Raw genomic sequence first — 14,875 nt, 5'->3', positions numbered from 1 at the left:
ATATTGATTATTATAACAATATCCGAATTCAATTGAAATTAAACAGCCAGTCACCAAAAGAGTTTCGGCAACTGGCTGTTTTATAAAGGTGTTTTGATCCCTGTCTCAAAAACGGGGGTCAGTCCCAGAAGGTGCGGCTTTTTTGTACTGAAAAGGTATAACTCTCAGCGAGACGGAATAAACTGAACTTGATTTTAAAAAAAGAGGTGTCTTCATGATTCATTATGATCAAATTCAGTTAATCCAAAAAGCACTCGCTTCGACTGCTCAAGAAATTGAAGGGCATGAAGGTGGACAATCTGCTCAGCTTACGGCGGCCATCGAAGATTTGGCGCTGGCTCAGGCATACATAGAACGTTCTGAGCATGCATTTTTAATGAAGGAAAGCTATCAACATCGCCTGCGCTCATAAAAAAAGATTGTTTTTCCCCAGCGTAAATGGTACTATTGAATGTCTGAATGATTCAAAAGTTGGGGGTTGAAGCAGGTGACAGCATCTCGTTTGCCTTTTTCATTATCAAAAGAACACAATTTTTACGAAGAACTGGGCAACTGGATTGGTGATGTGTTTTATGACATTTTGCCAGAAAAGGGCTTTGATCTTCGAGATGAACAAATATTTATGGCTTTTCAACTAGAAAGAGCCTTTAAAGAAAAAAGTGTGATGTTTGCCGAAGCTGGGGTAGGCACAGGCAAAACCATCGTCTATCTATTATTTGCCGTCACATATGCAAGGTATACAGGGAAGCCTGCGATTATTGCATGTGCAGACGAAACGTTAATTGAACAGCTCGTTAAACAAGAAGGTGATATCTATAAAATTGCCAATCACCTTGATATTCAAATAGATGCGAGATTAAGTAAATCGCATGATCAATATTTATGCTTAAAGAAGCTGGAGAAAACGATGCAGCGTGAAGATGATGAAAAGTGGCTCGATATTTATGAATCACTGCCTTCATTTGTTCATGAATCACATGGCATGCAAACCTTTTATCCGTATGGCGATCGAAAAGAGTATCCAGAGTTATCAAATGATGAATGGTCACGAATTGGCTATGACTCGTTTCAGGACTGCCTGACGTGCGATATGCGTCATCGCTGCGGTCTGAATTTATCAAGAGATCATTACCGGAAAGCGACAGATCTCATCATCTGTTCACATGATTTTTACATGGAGCATGTGTGGACAAAGGAATCCCGGAAACGTGAGGGCCAGCTTCCGCTGCTTCCTGAGCATAGCTCCGTCGTATTTGATGAGGGACATCTTCTCGAGTTTGCCGCACAAAAAGCGTTAACGTACCGAGTGAAGCAATCAACGCTCGAAACATTTTTGGAACGTCTTTTGCAAAACGACATACGCGAAGAATTTGCAGAGCTTGTTGAAGATGCACTTGCAACAAACGATGAGTTCTTTTATCTCTTAAAAACGCATGCCAAAGAAGTCAAAGGCTCGCACCGGCTTGAAATTGGGCGTGTGGATGAGGTGAAGCGTTCTGCAAGTGAATTGTGTGACTTGCTTGAAAAAATCGGAGAAGCGCTCGTGTTTGAATCTGAGATGTATACGATCGATCAATACGAATTATCTGTTGTGGAAGAATACATTGAACAAATGGCGTATTCTTTATCGCTTTATCAAAAAAATGCCATTAGCTGGCTGGAAAAACAGGAATTAGATACAACATTTGTTGTGATGCCGAAGACGGTCGCAGAGGTGCTTGGCGAAAAAGTATTCTCGCAAAAAAGACCATATATTTTCTCTTCCGCTACATTGTCTGAGAATCAATCCTTTGATTATTTAGCTGAAAGTCTCGGGATTAAAGATTACTTATCAATGAGTGTCGCTTCGCCATATGATTACGATGAACAAATGAAGATTTATTTCCACGGAATTCAGCAGCTCACTGAGCAAGAGGCAAAAGCACAGCAAGTGATCACTCAGCTGAAAGAAAATGGAGGACGATCTCTGATTCTATTCCCTTCATTTGATGAACTTCATTTCTTTAGAAAACAGCTTGAAGTAGCAAATGAATCACTGCCGTTTGACGTATATTTTGAGGGAGACGAGGAAATCAGCACGATTGTTCAAAAGTTCCAAGCTGATGAGACATCCGTGTTATGCTCAGTTCATCTGTGGGAAGGGCTTGATATTCCAGGTGAATCATTAACGAATGTGATCATCTGGGGACTTCCTTATCCGCCGCATGATCCAGTATTTGAAGCGAAACGGAATGAAGCAAAGGATGCACATGCTGAAGTTGACCTTCCGTATATGCTGCTTCGCTTACGCCAAGGGATCGGAAGACTGATCCGGACAAGCCAAGATGCAGGAAGCATTCATATTTACTTTGATCGTAAGGAAGATACTGAGCTTCAAAGTAAAATTGAATCCGTCCTGCCAGTGAAGCCCATCATCATATCTTAAATAGGTGAAAACTTGCAAAAAAGGAGGATACCATGGTGTATCCTCCTTTTTCATTGACAAAAGAACATTCATTGAAGTAGCCTTGAAACGTACATACATATTTTATTGATTGGGGGAACAAACGCATGAGTCTTGAAGCAACTGAGAAAGCGTTTTATCAATTACTAGGGAAAATCGCCCATTATACAGAGGCGCTCCATTTACTTTATTGGGACTCTAGAACACAAGCACCTAAAAAAAGTGCGGATTTTAGAGCTGAAACGATCGGTCAATTATCAAGTGATATTTTTAATATGAAGACTTCTGACGAAATGAGAGATCTTCTTCTAGCATTAAACAAACATCGAGATGAGCTGTCAAAAGATACACAGAAGGCGCTCGAATTATCACAAAAAGAGTATGATGAAAACAGTAAAATTCCGAAAGAAGAATTTAAAGAATACTCGATTTTACAATCAAAAGCGGAGCATGTTTGGGTAGAAGCAAGGGAGAAATCAGACTTTTCACTCTTTGCACCATATTTAAAACAGCTTATTGACTTTAACAAGCGCTTCATCCAATATTGGGGCGTGAAAAAAACGCCTTATGATGTGCTGCTCAATAACTATGAGCCAGATATGACGGTTGAACAGCTTGATCAAAAGTTTGGTGCACTTCGTGACGCTATTGTTCCTCTTGTGAAAAAAATCGAAGCCTCACCTAATAAGCCAGATACTTCATTTTTATCGAAAAGCTTCCCAATCGATAAACAAAAGGAATTGAGTCTCTTTTTCTTAAAAGAATTAGGATATGACTTTGACGCAGGCCGCCTGGATACAACAGTTCATCCATTTGCTGTAACGTTAAGCAGAGGTGACGTACGTGTGACGACTCGTTATGATGAGCATGATTTTCGAATGGCGATCTTTGGAACGATTCATGAATGTGGTCATGCGATTTATGAGCAAAACATTGATGAAGCACTGAGCGGAACACTTTTATGTGATGGGACTTCGATGGGTATCCATGAATCACAGTCTCTTTTCTTTGAGAACTTTATCGGCAGACACGAAGATTTCTGGAAAACGTATTATCAAAAGCTGCAAGAAGCTTCTCCTAAGCAATTTAAAGATGTTTCTTTAGAAGACTTTGTGCATGCAGTGAATGAATCGAAGCCGACTTACATTCGAATTGAAGCCGATGAACTGACGTATCCGCTTCACATTATCATCCGCTATGAAATTGAGAAAGCGATTTTCAATGAAGAAGTAGCGGTTGAAGATCTGCCTGCACTTTGGAATGAAAAATATCAAGCGTATCTTGGCATTACGCCTCCTAATGATGCACTCGGTATCTTGCAGGATGTTCACTGGTCTGATGGAAGCTTTGGCTATTTCCCTTCATATGCTCTTGGTTATATGTATGCAGCGCAATTAAAGCAGCAAATGATCAAAGATTTACCAAATTTTGATGAGCTTATTCAAACTGGGTCTTTTGCACCGATAAAAGCATGGCTGACGGAACATGTTCACCAGCATGGTAAACGGAAAAAGCCATCTGAAATCATTCAAGATGCAACAGGCGAAGAATTAAATGTTCAATATTTAATCGACTACTTAACGGATAAATATACGAAACTGTATTTATCATAAAAGAAGGGCACCCTTTCGTGAGAGGGGTGCTTTTTTGATGCTTGAATATTCTAAAAACGAACATTTTGTTCTGATCTATTATTTAAGTTCGGTATTTTTCTAGAAAAGTGCTTTCCAAGCGTCTGAAATCTTGTTATAATTTGAACACTATAACACTCATATAATCGCGTGATGATGGCACGCAAGTTTCTACCGGACACCGATAAGGTCCGACTATGAGTGAGCAAAATGAAACAGCTCTTGTTTGAGCTGAAGATCCGTTGATCGTTTTCGCATTGCTTGCTCCTCATGGACAGCAATGCTTTTTTTATGCCAAAAATTGAATGTTTGCCAATATGCTAGGGGGAAGAATGATGGAATTGTTACGTCAAAAAATTGAGAACGAAGGAATCGTTCTGTCAAATCAAGTGTTAAAGGTAGATGCTTTTTTAAATCATCAAATTGATCCTGTGTTAATGCATGAGATCGGGCAAGAGTTTGCTAGATTATTTAAGCAGGATGGCATTACAAAAATCATCACAATTGAATCTTCTGGCATCGCACCTGCTGTGATGGCTGGGCTTGCTCTTCAAGTACCTGTTGTGTTTGCAAGAAAACGTCAATCACTCACATTAACGGATAACCTGTTAACAGCCAGTGTGTACTCTTTTACGAAAAAAGTTGAAAGCACGATTGCTGTTTCAAATACGCATCTGAGTGAAAATGATTGTGTGTTAATCATCGATGACTTTTTAGCGAATGGTGAAGCTGCGAAAGGGCTTGCTGCGATTGCAAAGCAGGCGAAGGCGAAAGTAGCCGGATTTGGCATTGTCATTGAAAAATCATTCCAGCCTGGAAGAAATGCGCTTGTGCAAATGGGCTACCGCGTTGAATCTCTCGCACGTATTGAATCACTTGAGGAAGGGAAAGTCACGTTTGTACGGGAGGTACAATCATGAGTGCCGCTAAAAAAGTCAAAACGCTCTCACTGGGTATTCAGCATGTACTGGCAATGTATGCCGGTGCTGTTCTTGTACCGCTCATTGTTGGAGATGCGCTCGGGCTCACGCCTGCACAACTGACTTACTTAATCTCTGCGGATATTTTCATGTGCGGGGTTGCCACATTGCTTCAAGTATGGAAAAACCGCTTCTTTGGGATCGGTCTGCCTGTTGTATTAGGCTGTACATTTACTGCGGTTTCGCCTATGATTGCGATTGGCTCTAAGTATGGAATTTCGTCTATCTATGGAAGTATTATCGCTTCAGGATGTATTATCATTCTTCTTTCTTTTTTCTTTGGGAAGCTTGTGAAATTTTTCCCGCCTGTTGTCACAGGTTCTGTCGTCACCATTATTGGTATCACCCTCATTCCTGTAGCGATGAACAATATGGCAGGAGGAGAAGGAAGTGCAGACTATGGTTCTTTTGAAAATCTAGGACTCGCTTTCCTTGTATTGTTTATCATTGTACTGCTCTATCGATTCACGAAAGGATTTATGAAGGCGATCGCCATTTTAATCGGTATTCTTCTTGGGACAGCAGTTGCTGCGTTTATGGGGAAAGTGGAAACAGCTGAGGTAGCAAACGCTCAGATTTTCCGGATGATTGAGCCATTTTATTTTGGGATGCCGACCTTTGAATTTGCACCGATCATGACCATGACGTTAGTTGCGATTGTGTCATTAGTTGAATCAACAGGCGTTTATTTCGCATTAGGTGATTTAACAAACCGGTCATTAAAAGAGAAGGATTTGGCTAAAGGCTATCGGGCAGAGGGGATTGCTGTGTTATTAGGCGGAATCTTTAATGCTTTTCCGTACACAGCCTACTCGCAAAACGTTGGATTGATCCAGTTAACAGGCGTCAAGAAAAACCAAGTCATTGTCGTAACAGGGGCATTGCTCATGTTATTTGGTCTTTTTCCTAAGATCGCTGCCTTTACGACGATTATTCCAAAATCAGTTCTTGGCGGTGCAATGGTTGCGATGTTTGGGATGGTCATTGCATACGGTATTAAAATGCTCTCGCGCGTGGACTTTGCAAAGCAGGAGAACTTGCTGATCGTTGCTTGCTCCGTGGGAATCGGCTTAGGAGTTACTGTCGTACCGCAAATGTTTGAGCATCTGCCAGATTCGATTAAATTATTAACAAGTAACGGAATTGTGGCCGGAAGCTTTACCGCTATTTTGCTTCATATTATTTATCACATGATTCCATTTAAAAAAGAAGCCGGGCATGACCTGGTAGAAGAACCTAAGCAATCTGTTATGTAAACCCCTCTCTTGAAGAGGGGTTCAGATTATGGACAAAGAGCTAAAATGACTTATTTTAGCTCTTTGTCTTCTTTTTAGCTTGATAAAAAACCTTTGAAGTCCTAGGATCCTAGGAAGGAGCGTGTGAGGGTTTGTCTACAAGCTGAAAGCCCGCATCTTTTGGATACGGGCTTTTTGTGATTAGTGCTATTCATGTTGTACCGGTGGCATTGTTTCGTTAATGACTGCAAATGTATAGCCCCTTGCTTTTAGTTGTGTAATCAGGCTATCTAAATAGTTCGTGGTAGAGGGTTGATCATGCATTAAAATCACTTTTGATTCCCATGGTTTATTTATCTCAAACATTTGCAGTTGATTCAACACCTCTGGAACATATTGTGAGTTTTTATATCTCCAGTCAAGGCTATCAATCGTCCAATCCCAGTAAATAAAGCCATTTTGGTTTAAACGTACTTTTTGATGATATGTTAAATTTGGAACACTGCCATAGGGGGTTCTTACAAGACGGCTGTAGACGCCTGTAACAGAGGCAAGAATACGCTGAGCTTCTCTCATTTCATTTGCGGGAGACTCGCTGTTCTGATAAAAGCGGTTTATATCATGCGTCATGCCATGAAGACCTAATTGATGTCCTTCTTGATAAAGTCTTTTCACAGCTGATTGGTGTGCTTGGATTTGCGGTCCAAGCATGAAGAACGTCGCCTTCACCTGATGTGCTTTTAATACATTTAACAGCTGATTTGATGTAGCAGAAGGACCATCATCAAATGTTAAAAAGACCGTTTTATTCGTTGCCTGTTGGTTTGGATTGGTCTTAAAATGTGTATCCAATGTTCTTGTAGACTGATCTTTTGCTTTCAGACTGATGCTTGTGTCACGGAGGTCACTGCTAGCAACATTTTTTGCTTGCCCATTTGTCGCCTGCAAATGGGGTTTAGACATATCCCAGATAAAAAAGAGAAACAGTGTAAGAAGCACTAAACCAATTATCTTCGAGAGAAGTATCGTGTTGTAGGGTGTCTGTTTTTTGGACACCTTTTTCATTACAATCACTCCAGTCAATTAAATTTTGTGCCGAATCATGTAGTAGATTCTGTCTTTTTTCACTGTTTTTCATGGTGTTCATATCGATTAAGTATACAGGAAAAAAACACCTTTTCATATATAATAATCAAAAAAATTAGCATTTTATGGTTATTTCTTTGTGTTGATCAGAATAAAAGGTGATCCATTCATGTTTAAATGAAATAATTCTGAATAATGATCGAAACGTTGATATTTATACGCTAAGATAGCAACAGTTTTAACCATTAATGCGAAGTGAAGGGAGATTCCGTGTGTTGTAAAATGACGATTTCATTGAAAAAAGGATGCTCATGTGGATATTGGAGATAGAGGCTATCAATCGCGAAATACATAGAGAAAAGCTCTTACCCCTACAAAATAAAGAAGAAACAAAAGAAATCAAAGTCAGTACAACTGAATCAGAGATTGGCTACTATGTAAAAGGTGAACGTGAAAACTCATTTCTTTAGATATAAAATAACATGAGAGTGAATTGTTAAGAATCGTATTGAATGACATCAATCAGGAAATAGATCTAAACGAATAGGATTATTATTGAAATCTGTCTGCTCTCTACAAATGAGACCTATGATAAACTTGGTTTATTAAAATTTTCCAAATGGACGTTGAAATTAAAAAGGTGGGATAAGCAAATGCTTGGATTACCAAGAGGGGAAGTCTTTTTAGTCCCTTGGTCTATTGAGTGGACAAAAGAATTTGAAAGAGAAAAGCGCAAGATAATAGGTGATATTGGTCAATACATAATCAATGTACACCATATTGGAAGTACAGCAGTAAAAGGTTTAAGTGCTAAGCCAATTATTGATATTGCAATTGAAATAGATCATTTTTTTGATGGAGAAAAATGTGTAGTAGCTTTGGAAGGACTCGGTTACTCATATAAAGGAACAAATGTATTACCTGAAAGACACTACTTTAATAAAGGAGAACCAAGAACACATCAAATCCATATGTACCAAAGAGACAATAAGTATTTACTTGAACAGTTAAATTTCAGAGATTACTTGAGCAATAACGAGCAAGCTAGAAGTGAATACCAACAGCTTAAACTCAAATTGTCAAGTTTACATGAAAATGACAAACACAAATACGCAGATGAAAAAACTGATTTTATTAAGTCAATCCTTGAAAAGATTTAGGCGAAGCTTTGCGCTTTAGGTGTACGTAAGAGAGGTCATTCATAGTGGGACTCCCAATTAACGGAGTCCTTTTCTTTTTTCATTAAATCAACATAATTCTTGTACAGTATGCATAAAAAAAGCAGGTTCGCTTGGCTTAGAACGAACCTGTGAAGGAGGAAAACTACATCATGTTTTCACCTATATTATCCAATATTTATCAATTGTCGTCAAGACAAAAAGTTAGCCGGAGGAAAATATTTTGACTGAATTGTGACGTTTTGGCATGTATATCCTTTTTTCGATAGGGGATATTAATCGAAAAAAGAGGTGAAGCCGATGGCGTACATTCTTTCTGTTGGAACGAGTCTGCCAAAACATCATGTGGATCAGAAAAAGGCGGCTGATTTTGCTAGATCCCAATTTAAACGATCGTTTAAAGATATCGACCGGCTGCTGAGAGCTTTTCAAAACGGAGAAATCGAGAGCAGACAGTTTGTGCAGCCAATTGAATGGTATCAGACGCACCACTCTTTTGAGGAGAAAAACAATCTCTATTTAGAAAAAGCATTGGCTCATGCAAAGGAAGCGGTCATACACTGTCTTCATGAGAAAGCGTTCCTGAAAAAACCGATTCCGTTTGAAGAGATCGATGCATTGTTTTTTATTTCAAGCACCGGACTTTCGACACCGAGTCTTGATGCAAAACTGATGAATGTTCTTCCTTTTTCGCCTTATACGAAACGAGTACCGATCTGGGGATTAGGGTGCGGAGGCGGAGCGGCAGGGTTGTCCCGGGCTTACGAATACATAAGGGCATTTCCAGAAGCAAAGGTGCTGGTTGTCGCCTGTGAACTGTGCAGTTTAACTTTCCAGCCGCAAGATCAATCAAAAAGCAATTTAATCGGTACATCTTTGTTCGGAGACGGGACAGCAGCGGTACTCTTAACTGGAGAAAAAGGTGTATCAGAATATACCCATCTAAAAACAGTCCCTAAAGTAATTGGTACACAATCCGTCACAATGAAAGAGTCTGAGGATGTGATGGGCTGGGAATTTACAAGTGACGGCTTTCGGGTTATTTTCTCCCGTGACATTCCTTCCATTATTTCCGGCTGGTTAAAAGAGCAGGTTGATCAATTTTTAGAGCAGCAAGGGTATTCGGCAGAAGATCTATCAGTTTTTCTTGCTCATCCTGGAGGAAAAAAAGTGATTGACGCCTATATTGAAAGTCTATCCTTACAAGAGGATCAACTTTTTTCATCAAAAGAGGTACTTAAACAACACGGGAATATGTCCTCTGCCACAGTTATGTATGTGATCAAACATTATCTTGAACACCAATCTGCTGAAGCGGGAGATATGGGTCTTTGCGGAGCGCTTGGTCCGGGCTTTTCCTCAGAGCTACTGCTTATGAAATGGGAGGAGGTCTTATCATGATCATTTGGCTCGTCATTGGTTTCTTCGTTTGTCAGCGGCTTATTGAAATGCTTGTGGCTAAAAGAAATGAAAAGAAAGTAAAAGCGATCGGTGCCATTGAATTTGGTGCAAGTCATTATCCTTATATGGTCGCTATGCATGCGGGCTTTTTTCTCTCACTCATGGTTGAGGTATGGGGGTTAAACAGGACGCCGTCACGCTATTTTATTGTGCTGCTCATTTTCCTGCTGGCCACACAGGTGATTCGATACTGGGCATTATGTTCTCTTGGGACATATTGGAATACAAAGATTTTAGTTGTACCAAATGCGATGATGGTGAAAAAAGGACCTTATCGCTGGTTAAAGCATCCTAACTATGTCGTGGTGGCGATTGAGCTTATGCTGATTCCGCTATTGTTTAATGCCTATTTTACCGCCATTTTGTTCACATGTTTAAATGCATGGATGATGGCTGTGAGAATTCAAACAGAAGAGAAAGCGCTCAATCAGTATTTGTTAAATTAATATTGAAAATCATTATCAATTGTGATACACTTTCATTAATGATAAGCATTCTCAATCACGAAGGATGGACGGTGATCACATGACAATGGTTTTCTTACTCGGTACAGTCTGTGTATACAGCCTATTAATTGGCTTCGTATTAAAAGGTGTTTCTAAAAAATCTGCTTCCTGATCGCAGTCAATTGCGACTGATCGGGCAGCAGATTTTTTTATTTTCTTAGATCAGAAGAAAAATCTCTTCATTTTGTGTAAAATGGTATCACATACATAACTGACTTTTCTAAAAACAAAGGGGTTTATCGTCATGAAAGACTTGTCTATTCGAGATTCGCTCGTTCAAACTACAGGTGCTTTATATCAAAGCCTTCTCAAAAGGGATGATCATGAACGCGCAGTCAAACTTGCATCGATTATCAAAAAGGAAGCAGAAGAAGAAGTGTATATCGCATTTACCGGCCACTATTCAGCTGGAAAGTCATCACTTGTGAATCATCTGCTTCATGATCACATCCTGCCAACGAGTCCAATTCCAACAAGTGCAAACTTGGTCGTCGTGAGGAAAGGGGAGAGTGAAGTGAAGCTTCACACCTCAGATGGCCGTTTTGCAAAAATGAGCGGTTCTTATGATAAAGAAGCAGTTCAGCGTTTTTGTAAGGATGGAGAACAGATTGAAATGGTGGAAATTAGCGGGGACTATAGAGGACTGGAAGAAAAGGTGGCAGTGATTGATACGCCCGGAATTGATTCAACGGATCATGCTCACTTTTTATCTGCTGCGTCTATTCTTCACCAAGCAGATGCTCTTTTTTATGTCGTTCATTACAACCATGTTCATTCGGAGGAAAACATTCGTTTCATTCGCTCCATTAAAGAGAAAGTGCCAAATCTTTATTTCATCGTCAATCAAGTCGATCGACATGATGAACATGAGACAGCGTTTGAAGACTACAAAAATCAAGTAGTTGATATGCTTCAAAAAGAGGGCATTGAAGAAGAACATCTATACTTTACATCTGTGACTGATGAGTCGCATCCAAGAAACGAAATGATTCGTTTAATCGAGAAACTGCAAGAATTACAAACATTGCCGAAAGCATCGCTTCGCGCCTATACCGAGCAGAAAATAGAGCATGTTTTAAAAGAACATATTGACTCATTAAAAGAAGAGCTGCAGGAAGAGGATCTTGATTTACAGCTTCAAGAAAAAAGAAAAGAAGTGAAGGAACTTGAAGCGAGAAGCAGCTTCATTGAAAATGGAGCAAAACAGTTAGAAGATGAAGTGTCTTCTGAAGTCGAGAACATTTTAAAAAATGCAAATCTAACCCCATTTAAAATGAGGGAGCTCGCAAGTGATTATATTGAATCGAAAGCACCTGGCTTTAAGGTAGGTCTGCTGTTCGCGAAAAATAAAACCGAGCAGGAAAAAGAAAAGCGGGCGAATGAGTTCTTAGCAGATGTCAAAGCAAGAATGAAAGCAGAAGTAGACTGGCATATTGCTGAGCTGCTCAAAAAAGAAGTCAAGAAGCATCAGCTTGGTGAAGAATTATTAAATCAAGTGATGGCGTTTGAAACGCCTGTAGAAGAATCACTGCTTGAAAACGTGATCCATCACGGTGCGACATTTTCAAATGAATACGTTTTGCAATATGCAAAAGATGCTGGTGAAGCACTGAAAAGACAGACGAAACAGAAAGCAATACCATTGATTGAACAAATGACCGAGATGCTGAAAACCCAGCTCCTGAATGAAAAGGGAAAGCAGCAAGATAAATGGACCCAGGCAGCACAGGAGCTCCAAGCGCTGGAGCAATGCATGGGAAAAAATGATCAAATCAGAAAAGATATTGAGCATGTCTGGGATATATGGCAAAACGGAACAAATGAGCAGATCGAAGAAGATTGGTTTTATGTGAAAAAACATCGGATGCAGCATGACGAGCTAAATCAGAATCAAACATCAACTCATACGGAAGAAAGCGAAAAAGAAAATCAGCAGCAGACAGAGCTTGATCAAATGCGACAATCACAGCATATCCCGACAGCACAGTCGATTGCCCAGTTTGAGCAGCTTTCTCAAATTTTAATGCCATTAAACACGCTTGGGTCTCAAAGAAAGTCCTTTGAAAAACGAACAAAGCGGCTGCAAGCGAAGGAATTTACACTCGCCTTATTCGGTGCTTTTAGTTCGGGGAAATCTTCGTTTGCCAACGCCCTTGTTGGGAGAAAGGTGCTGCCATCATCTCCTACACCAACGACGGCCACGATCAATAAGCTGACGCGGCCGACAGAAGACCATCCGCATGAAAGTGTGAAAGTAGTGTTCAAAACCGAGCAGGAAATATTAGAGGAGCTCGATCAAATTCTCGGTTATTCTATAACAGAAGAAAAGGGAGATACGTTTCAAGCGAAACTCGAGCGAACACTGAAAAAAAGAGAGCTTGAACAGGATCACCGCATCATTGTTGACCATTTTTTAAACGCTCATGAAAAGTTCCGTGATTCCATTCAAAAACAAACACCGCTCAATGTCACCCTGCAAGAATTAAAGCCATATGTGGCAGAAGAGGCTGTTTCTTGTGTGGTGAAGGAAGTGACGGTCTATTTAAGTACACCTTTAACAGATAAAGGACTGACGATTGTTGATACACCAGGCGCCAGCAGTATGAATAAACGTCACACAGAGATTGCCTTTCAATATATGAAGGATGCTGATGCCCTTCTTTATTTAACTTACTACCAGCATTCTTTCTCAAAAGCAGACCGGTCATTTTTACGTAAACTCGGGCTTGTAAAAGATTCATTTAGCATGGATAAAATGTTTTTTATTATCAATGCAGCTGACCTCGCAAAGGATCAAACAGAGCTTGAAACCGTCTTTGACTATGTGAAAAACGAGCTCACAAAAGAAGGCATCCGGCATCCAAACCTTCATCACGTATCCAGCAAGGAAGAGATCGAAGGAAAGGGACAGTCGCCTTATAACCAGTATGCACAGCTTAGAACACAGCTCGACTATTTTATTGAGGAAGAATTAACGAAAGATGCGATTGAGCTTCTGTATTTTGAAGCCAGTACATTATGTAGAACAGTTGAGAAGCTGCATGAGACGCTGCATCAGTCGGAAGATGAAAAGCAAGCAGAAAAGAAAAAGATAAACACATCCTATGAAGCGATCGTTGATCAAATGAGTCATATTAAACGATCTAAGTTAGTGACAGAAAGTGTGAAAAAGGATTTGCACGAACAGCTTTACCACATTGTTCAGCGCTTGTCACTTTATGCAAATGATCTGTTAAAGACAGCCTTTTATCCTGGAATATCTCAAGGGGACTTCAGACAGGAGTTGAAAAAAGCGCTGGAACAGGCGTTAAAGGATTATGAATTTGAATTTGTACAGGAGATAAAAGCGCTTGATATTCGAATGGAATCGTTTATCACTCAATACTTCAAAGAGGAGTGGGAGAAAGGATTACAGGCTGCGTGTGCAGAAGATCCTTACTTTTCTCTCCGGCTGTCGCCGCCAGATGAGAAAAATGCAGAGCTGAAACAAATTGAAGTGGAAGCGGACCTGACGCCGTTTGAGCCGCTCTTAAAGAAGCAAAAATCAGCGAAAGCTTTCTTTGAACAGAACGGGAAGGCAGCGTTTATTGAAGCGATTCGAGATGTTCTTTTCCAGTTAACGACGAAATGGGCAGATAAAGAAAAAGAAGAACTACAGAGCAGATACGATATGATGGTGAAGACCTTTACTGAAAGATATGAAACAGAAGCGCTCAAGCAGCTGAGTGAACAAAAACAAACATTTATCATGAGCTTGACGACAGATGCGAAAGAGCAGGCGATGATAGAACAAGTATACAAACAAACAAATGAATGGAAGAACCAGTTGAAAACCATTTGATTCATGATAGACTATATAAAAAAGAAAGCAGTTGATAAAAAATGACGAGCGTACACGAAGAGATTTCCGCACATTCACAAAAACAGAATGCTCATATCAAGTCGTTTCTTGCGCTTGAGCAGAAAAGAGAGCAGGCAATAGAGACTGCTGTTTTCAAGTGTGAGCAAAACGAACCATTTACAACTGACGAGATCAATGCGATTACCTCGAAGATGAATGAGCTTGCACGAGGCGGAATTGTTCCTCTGCGTAAGCATGTCACAATTGATATGGTCAGGGAGTATGTCGAACGAAAACAGAAGTAAAGAGTAACTTTCTCTTTTTTGGTCATCTTAACAAGTGAACCGAGAAAGGGGAATGATGATGGAAAAAAAGCAGCATGCAAAAAAGCAGGATGAGCGTAACCCTAAACAAAAAGAGATGCCGTCCTACGCAGAAGCAGAATCGAAAAAAATGCAATACGGTCAAAAGTAATCCCCAGGTGCCACTTCTTTTCCAAAAGAAGAAGGCGCCT

12 protein-coding genes and 1 riboswitch are annotated in these 14,875 nt (G+C 40.0%); of the genes, 11 read left to right on the top strand and 1 reads right to left on the bottom strand.

The features are described 5' to 3' along the window. Positions 1-214 precede the first annotated feature (214 nt). The 5 genes from BAE31_RS18675 to pbuX all read left to right on the top strand — a co-directional run bounded on the left by BAE31_RS18675 (position 215) and on the right by pbuX (position 6,310). Positions 215-412, top strand: a complete 198-nt coding sequence (locus BAE31_RS18675) for a hypothetical protein (protein WP_024422762.1) — start codon at positions 215-217, stop codon at positions 410-412. A 75-nt stretch (positions 413-487) separates the two neighbouring features. Beyond that, the gene (locus BAE31_RS18670; RefSeq protein WP_076841093.1) at positions 488-2,425 is read left to right on the top strand and encodes an ATP-dependent DNA helicase; all 1,938 of its coding nucleotides are present in this window, start codon (positions 488-490) and stop codon (positions 2,423-2,425) included. Between the two features lie 125 nt (positions 2,426-2,550). Beyond that, positions 2,551-4,056, top strand: coding sequence for a carboxypeptidase M32 (locus BAE31_RS18665; protein ID WP_076841092.1), 1,506 nt, complete (start codon positions 2,551-2,553; stop codon positions 4,054-4,056). Positions 4,057-4,192: 136 nt separating this feature from the next. Then, a riboswitch (purine riboswitch) is annotated at positions 4,193-4,292 on the top strand. A gap of 117 nt (positions 4,293-4,409) precedes the next feature. Next, positions 4,410-4,994: a xanthine phosphoribosyltransferase gene (gene xpt, locus BAE31_RS18660; protein ID WP_041109573.1), complete on the top strand. Its 585-nt coding sequence runs from the start codon at positions 4,410-4,412 to the stop codon at positions 4,992-4,994. After that, a complete protein-coding gene (pbuX, locus tag BAE31_RS18655) occupies positions 4,991-6,310 on the top strand; it encodes a xanthine permease PbuX (RefSeq protein WP_076841091.1) in 1,320 nt (439 codons plus the stop codon). Before xpt ends, pbuX begins: the two co-directional genes overlap by 4 nt. A 186-nt stretch (positions 6,311-6,496) precedes the next feature. On the opposite strand, the gene BAE31_RS18650 is transcribed toward pbuX, so the two are convergent. Then, positions 6,497-7,354 carry a polysaccharide deacetylase family protein gene (locus BAE31_RS18650; protein WP_076841090.1) on the bottom strand — a complete coding sequence of 286 codons (858 nt, stop codon included), beginning with the start codon at positions 7,352-7,354 and terminating at the stop codon, positions 6,497-6,499. Between the two features lie 674 nt (positions 7,355-8,028). On the opposite strand from BAE31_RS18650, the gene BAE31_RS18645 reads away from it, so the two are divergent. The 6 genes from BAE31_RS18645 to BAE31_RS18625 all read left to right on the top strand — a co-directional run bounded on the left by BAE31_RS18645 (position 8,029) and on the right by BAE31_RS18625 (position 14,666). Beyond that, on the top strand, positions 8,029-8,535 hold the full coding sequence (locus BAE31_RS18645; protein WP_075623370.1) for a GrpB family protein: 507 nt from the start codon (positions 8,029-8,031) through the stop codon (positions 8,533-8,535). Between the two features lie 318 nt (positions 8,536-8,853). Continuing rightward, positions 8,854-9,954: a type III polyketide synthase gene (locus BAE31_RS18640; protein ID WP_076841089.1), complete on the top strand. Its 1,101-nt coding sequence runs from the start codon at positions 8,854-8,856 to the stop codon at positions 9,952-9,954. Next, the gene (locus tag BAE31_RS18635) at positions 9,951-10,460 is read left to right on the top strand and encodes an isoprenylcysteine carboxyl methyltransferase family protein (RefSeq protein WP_076841088.1); all 510 of its coding nucleotides are present in this window, start codon (positions 9,951-9,953) and stop codon (positions 10,458-10,460) included. Before BAE31_RS18640 ends, BAE31_RS18635 begins: the two co-directional genes overlap by 4 nt. 64 nt (positions 10,461-10,524) lie before the next feature. After that, positions 10,525-10,632, top strand: a complete 108-nt coding sequence (fbpC, locus tag BAE31_RS20070; RefSeq protein WP_306299200.1) for a Fur-regulated basic protein FbpC — start codon at positions 10,525-10,527, stop codon at positions 10,630-10,632. Between the two features lie 132 nt (positions 10,633-10,764). After that, positions 10,765-14,361: a dynamin GTPase gene (gene dynA, locus BAE31_RS18630; RefSeq protein ID WP_076841087.1), complete on the top strand. Its 3,597-nt coding sequence runs from the start codon at positions 10,765-10,767 to the stop codon at positions 14,359-14,361. 41 nt (positions 14,362-14,402) lie between these two features. Next, positions 14,403-14,666: a YpbS family protein gene (locus BAE31_RS18625; protein ID WP_041109561.1), complete on the top strand. Its 264-nt coding sequence runs from the start codon at positions 14,403-14,405 to the stop codon at positions 14,664-14,666. Positions 14,667-14,875: the final 209 nt, after the last annotated feature.

Origin of the sequence: Bacillus sp. I-2 (assembly GCF_001974945.1) — a bacterium.
GTDB lineage: Bacteria > Bacillota > Bacilli > Bacillales > Bacillaceae > Bacillus > Bacillus safensis.
This window is presented reverse-complemented; position numbering and strand designations above follow the sequence as displayed.